This window comes from Corallococcus sp. AS-1-6, assembly GCF_020037015.1.
Lineage (GTDB): Bacteria > Myxococcota > Myxococcia > Myxococcales > Myxococcaceae > Corallococcus.
Genome location: NZ_JAIQDE010000038.1, coordinates 64,979 through 80,375 on the forward strand (window position 1 = coordinate 64,979; position 15,397 = coordinate 80,375).

Sequence of the window (15,397 nt, forward strand, 5' to 3'; positions counted from 1 at the left end):
AACAGCGAACGTTCCACGCGGGCCAGCGCGCCCCCGGATGAAGCGCGCCCCCCCGGACGGTAGGCTGGTGGCCAACATGTCTCACCCTCCGCGCCGCCTCCACTCCCTGCACATCCGCCAGGGGCACCCGGACTTCCTCGACCTTCCGTGGGAGCTGCCGCTGGAGGCGTGGCCGGAGCGTTCACCGCGCGTGGTGGAGGTGCCGCGCGGCCTGTCCCGTCACGTCGTCGTGTTCGTCTCCTACGGCGCCACCATCTACGCCTTCAAGGAGACGCCCGCGCGCGTGGCGCAGCGCGAGTACGACCTGCTGCGCGGCCTGGAGGAGCGCCGGCTGCCGTCCGTGGTGCCCGTGGGCCTGGCGGTCCAGACGGAGGAGGGACTGGAGGCCTCGCCCGGGGACAGGCCCGGGCTGCTCATCACCCAGTACCTGGCGTCGTCACTGCCGTACCGCGCGCTGTTCATGCACCAGGGCCTGGAGCGCTACCGGTCGCGGCTGCTGGACGCGATGGCGGGCCTGCTGGTGCGGCTGCACCTGGGCGGCTTCTTCTGGGGCGACTGCTCCCTGTCCAACGTGCTCTTCCGCCGGGACGCGGGCGAGCTGCAGGCGTACGCGGTGGACGCGGAGACGTCCGAGCTGCACGAGCAGCTCTCCGCCGGCCAGCGGGAGATGGACCTGCAGATCATGGAGGAGAACGTCGCCGGAGGCCTGGCGGACCTGGCGGCTCGCGTGGAGCTGGCGCAGGAGCTGCCCCAGGAGCTGGAGGCCTGGCAGGAGACGGCCGCGAGCATCCGCCAGCGCTACGAGCGGCTGTGGGCCGAGATCAACCGCGAGCTCATCCTCCAGCCGCACGAGAGCTACCGCATCCACGAGCGGATCCGCACGCTCAACGACCTGGGCTTCTCCGTGGGCGAGGTGGAGCTGCTGGCGAGCGGGCAGGGCAGCCAGTTGCGCATGCGCACCATCGTCACGGACCGCGAGTACCACCGGCATCAACTGCACTCGCTCACCGGCATCGTCGCGGAGGAGCGCCAGGCGAGCCTGCTGCTCAACGAGATGCAGGAGATGAAGGCCACGCTCACGCGCAAGCTGGACCGCAGCGTGCCCCTGAGCGTGGCCGCGTTCCGCTGGCTGGACGAGCGCTACCACCCCACGCTGTCACGCCTGCAGAAGGAGCTGGGCCGCGCGGCGGACACCGCGGAACTCTACTGCCAGGTGCTGGAGCACAAGTGGTTCCTGTCCGAGCGCGCGAAGCGCGACGTGGGCCTGGACGCCGCCGTGCAGGACTACGTGGCCCTCAGCCGCAAGCAGCCCGGCATCGCGCCGCTCCTGGAGGACACCTCGCGGTCCTCCGGGTAGCGTCAACGGCAGACGCGGATGGGCGGCTCGATGAGGAACGGCTCGGTGGCGTCCGGGTCGTCCGGGTCGAACGCGGGCGACATGGGCCCCGCGCCGGTGGGCTTCCACCTGCGCGGCACGCGCTCGATGCCCACCGGGTAGATGGTCAGCGCCCCGTCCTTGCCGATGCGCATGCGCAGGAAGTTCTTCCAGTCCGGCAGCGCGAGCGACCCGAAGGCCTCATTCGAGTGCGCGCCGAAGAAGTTCACGCTCAGCCAGAGGTACAGGCCCGTGATGAACGGGCCCACGAGGAAGCCGCCCACGAAGGTGAACGCGCAGGAGAAGAAGAACTTGCCCGCCAGGTGCAGCCAGCCGTCCGCGCAGTGCGCGCCATCCGGTGACAGCACCGGACACACGCCCAGCTTGCTCACCGTGAAGTACGTGGCGCCCCAGGCGATGAAGAACGCCGCCACGATGTGCGCCACGCCGTGCAGGCCGCCCAGCAGCGCGCGCCACCTCCCGAGCGCCGCGTCCGCCAGCCCCGCGAGTCCTCCCACCGTCACCATGCCGAGGATGAGCGTCCACGGCCGGTTGACCATGCTGTTGGCCACCGCCGTCACCACCTCCGGCAGCCGGGAGAGGCCCAGCGAGCCCACCTCCGCGTAGGCCGCCAGCGCGAGCAGCAGGTACCACAGGCCGGTGATGAGCCCGAACAGCGGGCTGTAGCGGATGAGGAACAGGTTCTTGCGCGCCAGCTTCCGGGACGTGGCCTCGTCCGGGAAGCTCTTGCGCAGCGTGGAGCCGTCGCGCAGCACGGGCGCCGCGGGCGCGTGCGTGGGGTGCATGAACGCGCCGCCTCCGCCCGCGGTGATGCGGTGCTGGCCGGTGTCGTCCTCGTGCCGGCGGTAGTGGTGCAGGTCGCCCGCGAGGAACACGGCGATGCGCCGCCCGAGCACCTTCTCCTCCAGGTACTCCAGGTTGTTCTCCAGGTAGCTGCCCTTGGCGCGGCGCGCGGCCGCGGCCAGCACCCACGCGGGCTCCGCGTTGCAGAGGATGACGCGGTCGTCCGGGCCCATCTGCTCCGCGACGTGGCGGAAGTACTCCACCTGGGGCACGTCGATGTCGCTGTTGAGCTGCACGTCCGTGCCGATGAGCCACCAGTTCCGGGGCAGCTTCAGCGCGAAGTAGCTGCGGCTCTGCCGCGTGCGGCGCCCGGCCAGCCAGCGCTGCGCGCAGAACAGCCGCATGAAGGCGGACAGGCCGTCATACCAGTCGTGGTTGCCCGGGATGACGAACAGGTCCGGGTGGGGCGCCTGCGAGCGGCGCATGGCGGCCTCGTAGGGCTGCACCGTGCGCTCCTCGTACGTCTCGCGGCTGGCGCCCGGGTACACCTCGTCCCCGCCGAACACCAGCACGCGGCCTCGCGGCGTGACGTGCGCCGTCCTGCCGTCCTCCTCCGGGAGCTTGAGCTCCGGCAGCGCCAGCAGGCGCGCCACCGCGTAGGTGGAGTCCCAGCCGTCGCCGATGTCGGAGACGTAGTCGAGCCAGAAGTCGCCGTCCGCGCCGGACTCCTCCGAATAGTCGAAGTAGGGCTGCTGCGGCCGCACCACCGCCTCGATGAGCCGGTGGTCCGCCCGCGCGCCGAACACCGTGGCCACCACCGCGTCCAGGCCCGTGCGCAGCACCTGCGTGGGGTGCAGCCAGCGCACCATGTCCGCGTGCTTCTGGGGCTTGGTGGCGGTGGCGCTGCCCCGCTCGCGCACCAGGTGCGGCGCGGGCGCGGGGCCCTGCTCGTCCCAGGGCGCGGGCGGGTCGTGGAGGCGGTCCTCCTCGGGCCGCGTGGGCTCACCGGCCATCGCGGGGACCCCGGACGGCGGAGGAGAGAAAGGGGGCGGCGGGTGGCGCCAGCGTGGACCGGAGAGCCATGGACCCCTGGCTTAGCATGTCTGCCCGGGGCTCCTGGAGGGCAGGCAGGCGTGGTTTCCGTTCCCTGGCGGGATGGTCCCTGCGACCCTTGGGGCCATGTCGAGCGCCTCCCTGAAGGACTTCCCCGTCGTCGTGCCCTTCCCCGTGCACTGGAGCGAGATGGACGCGTACGGGCACGTCAACAACGCCCGCACGTTCACCTGGTTCGAGTCCGCGCGCATCGCGTACCTGGCCCGCATCGGGCTGGTGGGGCCGTCCGCCGCGGGCGCGGACATGACGACGGCGGACGGGGTGGGGCCCATCCTGGCCAACACGCACGCGGACTACCTCAAGCCGGTGGTGTTCCCGGTGAACCTGGTGGCGGGCGCGCGCGTCACGCGCGTGGGCAACGCCTCCATCACCTTCGAGCACGTGGTGGCGGGCGCGGACGACGGGGTGCTCTACACGCGCGGCGGCTCCATCGTCGTGACGCTGCGCTACGCCACCCATGAGAAGGTGCCGGTTCCACCCCTGGTGCGTGCGGCCATCGAGAAGCTGGAGGGGCGGGTCTAGGCCGGGGGCCTCGTGCCGGGGGCCAGGACTTCACCCACGTGCGCGCTTCGCGTGGAGGTGCGCGGGGACGCCCATCCCGCCAGCGCGGCTGTTGATCAGCCCATGCCCAGCGGGTGCAGCCGCACCGCGCGGACCAGCTCCGCCACGCGCTCGGGGGTGGGGGGCACCGGGCCCACCCTCGCGAGCTTCCCCGCCGCGAAGGCCGTGCTCGCGCGGGCGCAGGTCTCCAGGTCCTGGCCCGCCAGCCTCGCCGCCAGCACGGCCGCGACGAGCGCGTCGCCCGCGCCCACGGTGCTCGCCACCTCCACGGGGGGCGGCAGGGCCCGCCACGCGCCGTCGTCCGACACGAACAGGGCGCCGTCCGCTCCCAGCGACACCACCACCAGCCTGATGCCTGTCGCGTGCAGCTCGCGCGCGGCGCTCGCGATGTCGCCCGCGTTCCTCAGGGGGCGCTCGAGCAGCTCCTCCAGCTCGTGCGCGTTGGGCTTCACGAAGTCCGGCCTCGCGGCCACCGCGTGGCGCAGCGGCGCTCCGCTCGTGTCCACCGCCACGCGCGCGCCCTTCGCGCGCAGGCGCTGCGTGAGCGTGGCGTAGATGGACGCGGGCACTCCCGCCGGCACGCTGCCCGACAGCACGAAGCAGCCGTTCTCCTCCGCGAGCGCCTCCAGCGTCTCCAGCAGCGCGCCCAGGGCCTCCTCCGGCACGCGCGGGCCCGGCAGGTTCAGGTCCGTCACCGCGCCGCCCGTGCGGTCCACGACCTTGAGGTTCACGCGGCTGGAGCCCGGCAGCCGGAGGCAGCGGTCCTGGATGCCCCGCTCGCGGAACAGCGCCTCGAACAGCGGCGCCGAGTCCTCGCCCAGGAAGCCCGTGGCCGTCACCGGCCGGGGGCCTCGCGCGAGGAACGCCGCCACGTTGATGCCCTTGCCTCCCGGCGTGCGCGTCTCCGCCACCACGCGGTTCACCGCGCCCGCCGTGAACCCCGGACACTCCAGCGTCTGGTCGATGGCCGCGTTCAACGTGACCGTCACCACGCCCGGCTTCGTCGGCCTCACGCCTTCGCTCCCTTCCGGGCCAGCAGGCCGCGCACCAGGCCCCGCACCTCCGCGGCGCTGCCGCACTCCAGCGCGGCCCGGGCCACGGCTTCCGCGTCCGCCAGGGAGATGCTCCGCAGCAGCGCCTTCACCGCCGGGATGCTGGGGATGGCCACGCTCAGCTCCGTGACGCCCAGGCCGGACAGCACCACCGCGCCGGACGGGTCCCCCGCGATGCCGCCGCACGCGCCCACCCGGATGCCCGCCCGCCTCGCCGCCTTCACCGTGAGGTCCACCATGCGCAACACCGCCGGGTGCAGGCCGTCCGCCCGCGGCGCGAGCACCGGGTTGCGCCGGTCCATGGCCAGCAGGTACTGCGTCAGGTCGTTGGTCCCGAGGGAGAAGAACGACACGTCCCGCGCCAACTGCTCCGCCATCATCACCGCGGAGGGCACTTCCATCATGATGCCCGTCTCCACCGGCGCCGCGCCCACTTCACGTCGCACGGACTCGGTGATGGCGCGGGCCTTCGCCAGCTCCTCGGGCAGCGCCACCATCGGATACAGGATGCGGACCGGGCCCTCCATGGACGCGCGCAGGATGGCGCGCAGTTGCGTGCGGAACAGGTCCTCCCGCTCGAAGCACAGCCGGAGGCCGCGCACGCCCAGGAACGGGTTCTCCTCCGCCGGCAGCGACAGGTAGGGCACGTGCTTGTCCCCGCCGATGTCCAGCGTGCGCAGGGTGAGCGGCAGGCCGTCCAGCGCGCGCACCATGGCGCGGTACGCGTGGAGCTGCTCCTCCTCGCCGGGCGGCTCGTCGCGCCCGAGGAAGAGGAACTCCGTGCGCATCAGGCCCACGCCCTCGCCGCCCGCGTCCACGGCCTTGAGGGCCTCCGCGGCCTCGTTGATGTTCGCGGCCACCTCCACGCGCCAGCCGTCGAGCGTGATGGCGGGCTGGTGGCGCTTCACCTGCTCCTCTTCGCGCCGCAGGCGGATCCGCTCGCGCTGGTGCGCGGCCCGGGCCCGGTCCCGCTCCGAGGGCCCCACGACGAGCACGCCCGCGTCGCCGTCCAGGATGCAGTGCTGCCCGTTTCGCAGGTCCAGCACGGAGGGCCCCAACGCCACCACCGCCGGCAGGTCGAGCGAGCGCGCGATGATGGCCGTGTGTGACGTGGTGCCGCCGCCCGCCGTGCACAGGCCCAGCACCAGGGCGGGGTCCAGCTTCGCGGTGTCCGACGGCGTCAGGTCCTCCGCCAGCAGCACCACCGGATGCTCCGGGAAGGTGGGCTCCCCCTCCAGCACCCGGGCCAGGGGCCGCAGCACGCGCCGGCCCACGTCCCGCAGGTCCGCGGCCCGCGAGGCCAGCACCGGTTCGTCCATCGCGGCCAGCGCCTGCGCGCGGCTCTCGAAGACGCGGCGCCAGGACGCGCCCGCGCTCAGGCCGGTGTCGATGAGGCCGTGTGACTCGCGCAGCAGCTCCGGGTCGTCGAGCAGCTCCAGGTGCGCCTTGAAGATGGCGGCCCGCCGGGCTCCGGCCTTCTGGAGGAAGCCCTCGTGCAACTGGCGCAGCTCCGCCGCCGCTCCGGCCAGGGCCGACTCCAGCCGTTGGTGTTCCCGCGCGGCGTCCGCGGCCCGCTCCTCCACCTCCAGCCGTTCGCGCTGGAAGGCCCACACGGGCCCGGCCGCGATGCCCGGCGACGCGGACAGGCCCGCGACCAGCGTCCCCTCGTAGTCGAGCACGGCGGGCTCGGGCTCCGGTGCCAGCGTGGGAGCGGCGGGAGGCTCCTCGCCCAGGCCGGCGTCGAAGGCCTGTTGCAGGGCGAGCAGCGCCGCCGCCGCGTCGTCCCCCGCTGCGGTGAGCGTCAGCGGGGAGCCGCCCCGGGCGCCCAGACGCAGCAGCGACAGAAGGCTGCGGGCGTTCGCCTGCCGCCCCTCGTGGTGGACGGTGACGTCCGCGCGGAAGCGGCGCACCACCTCCACCACCAGGGTGGCGGGGCGCGCGTGCAGGCCGTGCGGGGAAGGGGACAGGACCTGGCGCGAGAGGCCCTCGAAGGCGGGAGCGTCCTGCTCCGCCCAAGCGCGGGAGCCCTGGAGCGCCTGGATGATGGCGGCCGTGTCCAGGGTGGAGGCCAGGGCCACGGCCCGGGCCTCGTCGTCCAGCACGCCGGTGAGGTTGGCGAGCACCTGGAGGTGTTCGTCGGACCTGGCCGCGATGCCCACCACGAGGTGCGCGTGGCCGTCCTCGCTCCAGACGACGCCCGCGGGGAACTGCACCACGACGACGCCCGTCTGGAGCACGAGGTGGCGCGCCTCCGGCAGGCCGTGCGGGATGGCGATGCCGTGGCCGAGGAACGTGGCGGACACCTGCTCGCGCTTGAGCATGCTGTCGACGTAGCCGGGCGAGATGAAGCCCGACTCCACCATCACCTGCCCGACCAGGCGGATGGCCTCCGCCTTGTTCGTGGCGGACCATCCCAGGCGGACCTGTGACGGCGTCAACGACAGCATCGGTGCTCCTTGCCTCGGGTGCGCGCGCGCTTCACGCGGGGAATGACGGTGCATCCTGCCCGGTGTCCGCCCCGCCCGCGCGGGCTCGCCGAGCCCCGTCTTCCGGGTAACAGCTCCCAGAAGAGAAGACCTTCCGCCCGCGACATGACGGCCAGGCGACGCCGGGTGTCCTCGCGCGTGACGGCCCGCATGGGGGTGTTAAAGGGGAAGCCGTCATGTCTGACAGCGTCCTGGACTTCTACGAAGGGCTGGCCGAGGAGTACCACCTGCTCTTCGCGGACTGGGAGCAGTCGGTGGACCGGCAGGGCGCGGTGCTGGACGCGCTCCTGCGCCGCTCGGGCGTCGCGCCGCCGCGCCGGGTGCTGGACTGCGCGTGCGGCATCGGCACGCAGGCGCTGGGGCTGGCGGCGCGAGGCTACTCCGTGCACGCCACGGACCTGAGCCCCTCCGCGGTGGCGCGAGCGGAGCGGGAGGCCCGCGCCATGCACGTGAGCCTCACCACCGGCGTGGCGGACATGCGGATGCTGGACTGGCAGGTGCCGGGCACCTTCCACGTGGTGATGTCGTGCGACAACGCCGTCGCGCATCTGTTGGAGGACTCGGACCTGGAGGACGCCGCGAACGCGATGGCGTCGCGCCTGGTGCCCGGCGGCCTGCTGGTGGCGAGCCTGCGCGACCACTCCGCGCTGCTGGAGAAGCGGCCGCGCTTCACGGCGGAGCGCGTGCTGGACACGCCGATGGGCCGCCGCGTGCTCTTCCAGGTCTGGGATTGGGCGGTGGATGAAAGGCAGTACACGGTGCGCCAGTTCATCCTGCGCCAGGAGTCCGGCATCTGGCACACGACCGAGCACACCGGCGTCTACCGCCTGCTCCAGCCCGTGGAGCTGGAGCAGGCGCTCACCCGGGCGGGGCTGGTGGATCCGCGCTGGTACACGCCGGAGGAGACCGGCTTCAATCAGCCGCTCATCACCGCGCGCAAGCCCTGAGCCGCATCAAGCGCGCGAGGTCCGCGAACCGCTCCGGGATGCCAGCGCTTCGTGCCACCACGACTCCAGCTCCGCGAGCACGAACGGCGCCGCGTGACGGCGCACCGTGACCGCGGCCTTCCACCAGACGCGGGCCGCGTGCTCCCCGGCGCGCAGCGTGTCCATCAGGTGCATGGGAGGTAGCAGCGCGAGCAGCAGGTAGAACGCCAGCAACCAGCCCAGGCCCTCCCGGAGCAACGGCGCGAGCGGCACCTGCTCCCGGCGTGCGTCAGGGCTCCCCTGTCCATGCGGCGGTCGGTCCACGGCATCCCTCCTGACGACAGTTGTAGTCAGAAGCGGTATGCCATGGCTACAGTTGTAGTCAAGAGGCCTTGCCGCGAGGGAGGGCCCAGACGTCTTCCGAGGGCCGGTAGGCGCGGGCGTCCTTGCCGGCGGTGCCGTGGGCCTTGGTGTCGAGCAGGCCCGCGTGCCAGAGGTTCTGTTTGAGCTTGAAGACGGTGGACGGGTTGATGTCCGGGCCCCGCAGGCCGGGCTTCAGTGTGCCGGAGGGGTCCGCGAGGAAGAGGGCCGCGGCCAGCGCCGGGTCGTCGTGGCCCGCGGCCACGGCCAGCTCCGGCAGCGTGAGGCTTCCGCCGTGGGCGGTGAGGGTCCGGTGGATGAGGCGCACCGCGGGCTGACGGATGAGGACGAAGCGCGCCACGGCGGCGAAGGCCGCGTGCACGTCCAGCAGGCGCTTGCGCTTGTCGTAGCGGGCGTCGGGGTCGAACTGGAGCGCGGCCAGGAGGTCCGCCACGGTGCGGCCTTCGAGCGTGGGCCTCCAGTCCAGGTCCAGCAGCCCGAGCGTGTTGGCGCCCGTGGCCGCGTGGCGCCGGGAGCTGTCGCTCCCCAGGTCCTGCCAGTGCGCGGCGAGTGACTTCAGCAGCTCTCCGGAAGGCGCACCCCGGTCCGCGAGGAACGCGGCGGCGAGGTAGTTGAGCGGGTGGTTGAGCTGGAGGCTGCGCGCGGCGGGGACGCCTTCGAGCAGCGAGGAGGCCTGGGTGACGGCTCGCGGCAGTGGAGAGGGATCCGCGGGCGCAATGACCTCCACCCAGTGCTTCGCGTCCCGAGCCAGGATGCCGACCCCGATGCTCTTCGCCTGCGCCAGGGTGGGGGCGCGGAGGTCGGCGGCGGAGGCCGGCAGCGCGAGGTACGCGTGGTGGACGCCCGGGCGATAGCTGTGCGCCTGGCCCAGGCCCTGGACCCAATCCCTCTCGGAGGCCTTCACTTCGATGCCCGTGACGAGGACGCCCTCGGGCCGCGCCACGCTGCACAGGATGTCTGGCCTTGTGCCCTCCAGCGTGAGCCGTGTCATCGGCTCCAGCTCCCGGGCGAACGGGCTGCGGACATACGAGGGATGCGCGTCCACCAGCAGGTGCTGGACGCGCGATTCGCGCAGCCCATGCGTGAGCAGGTGGTGCTTCAGCTCGCGGACGACCCTGGCCTCGGCGTGGGGCATGCGGCTCAGGCGCGCTTCGCGTCCGCGGGCGCGTTGGGGTGGCGCGCGAGCATCATGCGCAGTGGGGGCTGACGGCGGACCAGCTCCTGTTTGAGCAGGTGCGCGATGAGCGCGGGCGGCGCGGCGCTCCAGCGCGCGATGTTCTGCACCAGCATGGGGGAGCGGTACGTGCGCCCGCACAACAGCGACGTCGTCTTGCCGTCCACCGGCATGCCCACGAGCGCGCCCAGGGCCCGGCCCTCCGTGTTGAGGATGAGCTCTACCTTCTCCTCGGAGGGGCCGGTGGAGAAGCGCTGGCGGAGCAGCTCGCGCGCGGTGCGGCGGGTCTGCTCCGGGACGTCCCGGTCCACCGTGAGCTTGTGGTGCTCCATCAGGCGACGCATCGCCCACAGGCGGCGGAAGAGGGCGGCCGGCAATTGAGGGTTGCGCACGAGGAATCGGCGCACGCCTGTGTCCGCGGCGAAGGCGGCCCGGGCCACCAGCGCCTCCAGGCCCACGGGGTTGCGGTGGTGCCTCGCGATGAGCCGCGCGTGCGCGAGCCCCACCCGTGAGTTCTCCAGCACGGCCTTGATGACGGCGGGCACCGGGTCGAAGCACAGCGCGGACAGCTCCGGGTCCTCCGCCCCGTGCGCGAGCGCCACCCGCTGGTCCTCCGGCAGCGCGTGCAGCCGCGTCTCGAAGAGCTTGCGGTAGTCACCCTGGACCGTTTCGGGCACGTCGTCCGTGGCACCGGCGTCGTCTTCCGTGCTGTCGCCTGCCTCCGCCTCCGGCAGTGGCTCCGTGTCGCTCGCGTCGAGCGCTGGCGCTTCCGGTGGCCGCACCGTGTTCGCGGGACTCGCGGCCGCCGTGCCCGGGAGCAGCGCGCCTTGCGACACCAGCCTCGTGAGGATGTCTCGCAGCTTGTCGGGCGGGAACCCCGTCAGCGCGGGCAGGTCCTTCTCGCGCGTGTGGCCGTCCAGCCGCGACAGCACGAAGCCCTCCTCCGCGTTCAGCGGGAGCCGCCGCAGGTCCACCGCCGGGTTCAGCTTGGGCGTCCAGTCACTCATGCGCGCCCCGAGTCTTTCACGACACGCGAGGTGCGCGCCTCTCTCCAGCTCCGCCGTCCACACCGGATTGTTCCCAACCCGTCCGAAAACGACGGGCCGCGTCGAGGACCGCCTGGCTGCCCTCCTGCCCTTGGTCCCCGTGAGCGGTGTCGCGGCCGGCACGAAGAGGGCCCGCATGGGTTGACGAGAGGCGGGCGGCTGGACACAACTTCACTTCATGTCCGACCGCATCCAGACCTATGCCGAGTTCTGGCCGTTCTATCTGCGCGAGCACTCGCAGGCGTCGACGCGCTGGTTGCACTTCGCGGGCACCAGCCTGGGCGTGGGCCTGGGCGTCACCGCCGCCGTCACCGGGCGCGGCGCGCTGATTCCCGCCGCCCTGGTGTGCGCCTACGGCTTCGCGTGGGCCAGCCACTTCAAGATCGAGCACAACCGCCCCGCGACCTTCAAGTACCCGCTCTGGTCGCTCATCTCCGACTTCCGCATGGCCGCGCTGATGCTGGCGGGCCAGTTGGGTCCGCACCTGGAGCGCGCGAACTCCGGCGCGCCGGCCGCCGGCACCCTGGCGCCGGCCCCCGTCGAGAGCCGCTGACACTCGCGGCTCCGCGGCTCCGCGGCTCCGCTACCTCGGCGGTGGCGGACCGAAGCGGCCCGCGCGGTAGCCCGCGAAGGACCTCAGGATGTCCTCCTGGGTGTCCCCGATGAACGGCCCGTGGCTCACCAGCGGCTCGCGCTGCGGCTGCCCCGCGTACAGCAGCACCCGCGCTCGCGTCGTCCCGGTGACGCGGACCGCGCTGTCGCCGCCGGACACCGGCCGGTCCAGCCAGCCCACCTGCCCGGGCCTCAGCGCCTGGCGGTCCGGCCCCACCGCGACCTCTCCCTCCAGCACGTAGAAGAAGCCGTTGTACGACGCGGGCAGGTCCTGCGCGATGGACGCGCCCGGCTCCAGCCGGAGCTCCGCCAGCGTGACGGGCACGTAGTTCTTCGTCGCCGACCGCACCGTCCCCGACGTGCCGCTGTACAGCCGCACCTCCACGCCCGGCTCACGCCGCACCGGCAGCTCCGCGTACGGCAGGTCCTGGTAGCCCGCGGGCACCCAGCGCTGCGCCTTCGGCAACGTGAGCCAGAGCTGGAGGATGCGCGCCTGGCCCAGGTCGCCCTCCAGGCCCTCGCCGTGGATGACGCCGCTGCCGGCCGTCATCCACTGCACGTCACCTTCACCCAGGCTGCCGCTGTCGTGGGTCATCCCGCCCTTCACCACGAGGGTCACCGTCTCGAAGCCCGCGTGCGGATGCGGCCCGCCAATGGGCTTGCCGTCGATGCGGTCGTCCATCAACAGGATGAACGGATCCGACCGAGCGTAGTCCTCGGGTGAGATGACCGGCACCACCGTGTGGGCGGGCCCGAACTGCCCCTGCGTGGGTTCGGGCAGGTCGATGATCCGCTCCAGCCTTCGCTCCAGGACGTCCATCCGCTGCGTGCTCATGACGGCTCCCTCCTTTCCGGTTCAGCTCAGCGCCGGGTAGCTCGTGAAGCCCTTCTCCTCGCCCTGGAAGAAGGTCGACGTGTCCGGCGCGTTGAGCGGGGCGGACCGGCGGAAGCGCTCCGGCAGGTCCGGGTTGGCGAGGAACGGCACGCCGTACGCCACGAGGTCCGCCTCGCCGCGCTCGAGGACCGCTTCACCGGCCTGCGCGTCGTAGCCGCCGTTGGCGATGACGACGCCCGGGAAGGCCTTGCGGAGAGGCGGGGTGATGCGCTGCTCGGCGCTCACGGCGGCGGGGCCCGTGACGGCCTCGGTCACGTGCAGGTAACCCAGGCCCAGCCGGCCCAGCTCGCGCGCGATATGCGCGAAGGTCTCCACGGGGGTGGAGTCCGTCATGCCGCCGTAGGGGAAGTTCTGCGGGTGGAGCCGGTAGCCCACGCGCTCCGCGCCCCAGACCTCCGTCACCGCGCGCGCCACCTCCAGTGGAAAGCGCGCCCGGTTCTCGATGCTGCCGCCGTACGCGTCCGTGCGCTGGTTGGAGCCGTCCCGCAGGAACTGGTCCAACAGGTAGCCGTTGCTGCCGTGCAGCTCCACGCCGTCGAAGCCGGCCTCCTTCGCGTTCCGGGCGGCCTGGCGGAACTGCTCGACGACGCCGGGAAGCTCATGCGTCTCCAGGGCCCGGGGCGTCACCGCGCGCTTCTTGCCCTGGAATGTGAAGACGTCCTGCTCCACCAGGATGGCGGAGGGCGCCACCGGCAGCTCGCCCCCGTGGAAGTCCGGGTGCGACACGCGCCCCACGTGCCACAACTGCGCGAAGATGAGGCCGCCCGCCGCGTGGACCGCGTCCGTCACCTTCTTCCAGCCCGCCACCTGCTCCGGCGAGTGGATGCCCGGCGTGCGGATGTACCCGACGCCCTGGGGGCTGACCTGGGTGCCCTCCGTGACGATGAGGCCCGCGGACGCCCGCTGCACGTAATAGGTCACCGCCAGCGGGTTGGGGACGTTGCCGTCCACCAGCGCCCGGCTGCGGGTCATGGGGGCCATCACCAGCCGGTTCTTCAGTTCGAGCCGGCCCAGGCGGAGGGGGGAGAGGAGCTTGGATGTATTTGCCATGGCCGGTGAGTGCTCCCGGCGCTATGGACGTGCCATGGCATCCAGTCCAAATAAATTGACCGATCGTCCAGAGTCGCTGGAGGCCCAGGGGGCGGATGTCCTGGCGGACGTCCTGGACACCCTGCGCCTGTCCACCCGGATGCACGGCCGCTTCGAGCTGTTCGCGCCGTGGGGGCTCCAGTTCGGAACCTCCCCGGGCGCGCACATCATCCTGGTCGCGCGCGGAGGGGCCCGGCTGGAGGTGGAGGGCGTCCCGGGAGCCCTGGAGCTGTGCGCGGGGGACCTGGCGGTGCTGCCGCATGGCGGAGGCCACACGCTGCGCGACGCGGAGGACAGCCCCGTTCATGTCCTGGCGCATGGGGCCTGCGCGAGCGCCCGCGGAAAGGGCTCCATCCGGCTGGGCGGCGACGGCGAGCGGACGACGCTGGTCGCGGCGTCCTTCCAACTGGGCGTCGCGCCGCGCACGCTGCTCTTCAAGGAGCTGCCCCGTGTCATCCACCTGGCCGCGGACGACGCGGCGACGGCGCCGTCACTGGCGTCCACGGTGCAGTTGCTGCTGACGGAGAGCGCGTCGTCGCATCCGGGGGCCACCGTCATCATGAGCCGGCTCGCGGACATCCTGCTGGTGCAGGCCTTGCGGGCGCACATCATGAAGTCGGAGGGTTCGTGCCGGGAGAGCGGGCTGCGGGCGCTGGCGGATCCGCAGATTGGCAAGGCGCTCGCGCTCATCCACGAGCGCCCCGAGGAGCCCTGGACGGTGGAGCGCCTCGCGTCCGCCGTGGCGCTGTCGCGGTCCGGCTTCGCCGCGCGCTTCAGTGAGCTCGTGGGAGAGCCGCCGCTGGAGTACCTGGTTGGGTGGAGGATGATCAAGGCCGCCCAGCTCCTGCGCGAAAGCGAGCTGCCCCTGAGCGAGGTCGCTCCGGCCATCGGCTACCAGAGCGAGGCGTCCTTCAACCGGGCCTTCAAGCGTTGGGATGGGACCGCCCCCGGCGCGTACCGGCGCAGCCACCGCCGGGCGTGAGGAGGGCATCGGAGGCCCGTGGCCCCCTGTGCACCGTCACGAGTGTTGCGTCACGGGGGCGACTCAGGCTGGAGATCCTTCTCTGGAGACGCGGCGTCCCACCCCGACCGACAGTCGGACAAATCTTCCAAGGTCGCATCAGCCAAGCTCGTCTCGGAGCGTTCCGCTCGGGGCTCGCAGACGGAGTGCCTGTCCGGAGCGGCTGGAAGCGGTGGTTTCCCGCTGTCCTGCTTCATGACGAGGGCCACAGAGTGAAGGGTGGAGGCAACCTCGAGCACTGCGGTGGCCTCGGCGGCTGTGGCGAGACGGCCAAGGCCCTGCCCTGTCTCTTTGGGGAGGGCTTCCGGTGGCGTGTCCTGCTCCGCGGCTGATCCGAGGCGCTCTTCCGAGCAGAGGCGTGCCTTCAACGACTCGTCCTGACCAGGAGTTGACGTAGGAGCGCAAGAGTTGCCCTCCTCAGTGCCGGGGAGTGTCACCAGCGCAGCGTCCCGCGTGGTTGCTGATACAGGGGGCGTGAGGACGCACTCCTGTGTCAGGTGGTCCTCGGGTGAAGCCTGCTCATGAGGAGCGGGGGAGAAGGCATTCAGCACAAGCTCATCGCAAGCCTTCATCAGCGCCGGCAGCTCGTGCTGAAGCGCCCGTACGTCGCGCTCGTGGAGGACTGCCATCGCGCGGGAGGCCCACGCGCGCAGCGCGGCTCCGCCCAGGAGCGGCAGCAGTTCGGCGGCGCCTCCCATGAAGGCCCGTTGCAGGGACTGGACGAGGAGGACATGCCCGGGCCGCTCCGCCACGCGCGCCGCCTCCCGAAGCAACTCGAACTCCGTCTGGGCGCAAGCTGTACCCGACTCCCAGCGCGCCGCGTCCTGGAGCCGGAAGCACGCGCTCCCCAGCCGGTCCAGGT

14 protein-coding genes are annotated in these 15,397 nt (G+C 72.4%); 5 read left to right on the top strand and 9 right to left on the bottom strand.

Features of this window, described 5'->3' with window-relative positions; all coding sequences use genetic code 11:
* Positions 1 to 76 precede the first annotated feature (76 nt).
* Positions 77 to 1,357 carry a DUF4032 domain-containing protein gene (locus K8612_RS35175; RefSeq protein ID WP_223765451.1) on the top strand — a complete coding sequence of 427 codons (1,281 nt, stop codon included), beginning with the start codon at positions 77 to 79 and terminating at the stop codon, positions 1,355 to 1,357.
* A 2-nt stretch (positions 1,358 to 1,359) separates the two neighbouring features.
* On the opposite strand, the gene K8612_RS35180 is transcribed toward K8612_RS35175, so the two are convergent.
* Positions 1,360 to 3,192, bottom strand: coding sequence for a metallophosphoesterase (locus K8612_RS35180; RefSeq protein ID WP_370639899.1), 1,833 nt, complete (start codon positions 3,190 to 3,192; stop codon positions 1,360 to 1,362).
* 166 nt (positions 3,193 to 3,358) lie between these two features.
* Here K8612_RS35180 and K8612_RS35185 point away from each other — a divergent pair, with 166 nt between their 5' ends.
* The gene (locus tag K8612_RS35185; protein ID WP_223765452.1) at positions 3,359 to 3,814 is read left to right on the top strand and encodes a thioesterase family protein; all 456 of its coding nucleotides are present in this window, start codon (positions 3,359 to 3,361) and stop codon (positions 3,812 to 3,814) included.
* 95 nt (positions 3,815 to 3,909) lie between these two features.
* Here K8612_RS35185 and pfkB read toward each other — a convergent pair whose 3' ends face one another.
* Positions 3,910 to 4,866 (bottom strand): 1-phosphofructokinase, encoded by a 957-nt coding sequence (gene pfkB / locus K8612_RS35190; protein ID WP_223765453.1) that lies wholly within the window; start codon positions 4,864 to 4,866, stop codon positions 3,910 to 3,912.
* Positions 4,863 to 7,352: a phosphoenolpyruvate--protein phosphotransferase gene (gene ptsP / locus K8612_RS35195; protein WP_223765454.1), complete on the bottom strand. Its 2,490-nt coding sequence runs from the start codon at positions 7,350 to 7,352 to the stop codon at positions 4,863 to 4,865. The genes pfkB and ptsP overlap by 4 nt, the downstream gene beginning before the upstream one ends.
* A gap of 215 nt (positions 7,353 to 7,567) precedes the next feature.
* On the opposite strand from ptsP, the gene K8612_RS35200 reads away from it, so the two are divergent.
* Positions 7,568 to 8,338, top strand: coding sequence for a bifunctional 2-polyprenyl-6-hydroxyphenol methylase/3-demethylubiquinol 3-O-methyltransferase UbiG (locus tag K8612_RS35200; protein WP_223739630.1), 771 nt, complete (start codon positions 7,568 to 7,570; stop codon positions 8,336 to 8,338).
* Positions 8,339 to 8,344: 6 nt separating this feature from the next.
* On the opposite strand, the gene K8612_RS35205 is transcribed toward K8612_RS35200, so the two are convergent.
* From K8612_RS35205 to K8612_RS35215, 3 genes are read right to left on the bottom strand one after another with little or no spacing between them, the layout of a single operon-like run.
* Positions 8,345 to 8,641, bottom strand: a complete 297-nt coding sequence (locus tag K8612_RS35205) for a hypothetical protein (protein ID WP_223765455.1) — start codon at positions 8,639 to 8,641, stop codon at positions 8,345 to 8,347.
* Positions 8,642 to 8,699: 58 nt separating this feature from the next.
* Positions 8,700 to 9,833: a hypothetical protein gene (locus K8612_RS35210; protein ID WP_223765456.1), complete on the bottom strand. Its 1,134-nt coding sequence runs from the start codon at positions 9,831 to 9,833 to the stop codon at positions 8,700 to 8,702.
* A gap of 5 nt (positions 9,834 to 9,838) precedes the next feature.
* Positions 9,839 to 10,879 carry a hypothetical protein gene (locus K8612_RS35215; protein ID WP_223765457.1) on the bottom strand — a complete coding sequence of 347 codons (1,041 nt, stop codon included), beginning with the start codon at positions 10,877 to 10,879 and terminating at the stop codon, positions 9,839 to 9,841.
* Positions 10,880 to 11,096: 217 nt separating this feature from the next.
* Between K8612_RS35215 and K8612_RS35220 the strand changes: the two genes are divergently transcribed.
* The gene (locus K8612_RS35220; RefSeq protein WP_223739626.1) at positions 11,097 to 11,471 is read left to right on the top strand and encodes a DUF962 domain-containing protein; all 375 of its coding nucleotides are present in this window, start codon (positions 11,097 to 11,099) and stop codon (positions 11,469 to 11,471) included.
* Positions 11,472 to 11,501: 30 nt separating this feature from the next.
* Here the strand turns inward: K8612_RS35220 and K8612_RS35225 are convergent, their stop codons facing one another.
* Both K8612_RS35225 and K8612_RS35230 read right to left on the bottom strand, forming a co-directional pair.
* Positions 11,502 to 12,365, bottom strand: a complete 864-nt coding sequence (locus K8612_RS35225; RefSeq protein ID WP_223765458.1) for a pirin family protein — start codon at positions 12,363 to 12,365, stop codon at positions 11,502 to 11,504.
* A gap of 21 nt (positions 12,366 to 12,386) precedes the next feature.
* Complete coding sequence (locus tag K8612_RS35230) at positions 12,387 to 13,475, bottom strand: alkene reductase (RefSeq protein WP_223765459.1); 1,089 nt, start codon at positions 13,473 to 13,475, stop codon at positions 12,387 to 12,389.
* A 55-nt stretch (positions 13,476 to 13,530) separates the two neighbouring features.
* Here K8612_RS35230 and K8612_RS35235 point away from each other — a divergent pair, with 55 nt between their 5' ends.
* Positions 13,531 to 14,496 carry an AraC family transcriptional regulator gene (locus K8612_RS35235; protein ID WP_223765460.1) on the top strand — a complete coding sequence of 322 codons (966 nt, stop codon included), beginning with the start codon at positions 13,531 to 13,533 and terminating at the stop codon, positions 14,494 to 14,496.
* A 50-nt stretch (positions 14,497 to 14,546) separates the two neighbouring features.
* Here the strand turns inward: K8612_RS35235 and K8612_RS35240 are convergent.
* Positions 14,547 to 15,397: GntR family transcriptional regulator (locus K8612_RS35240; RefSeq protein WP_223765461.1), on the bottom strand; the 851-nt coding region annotated here is incomplete at its 5' end.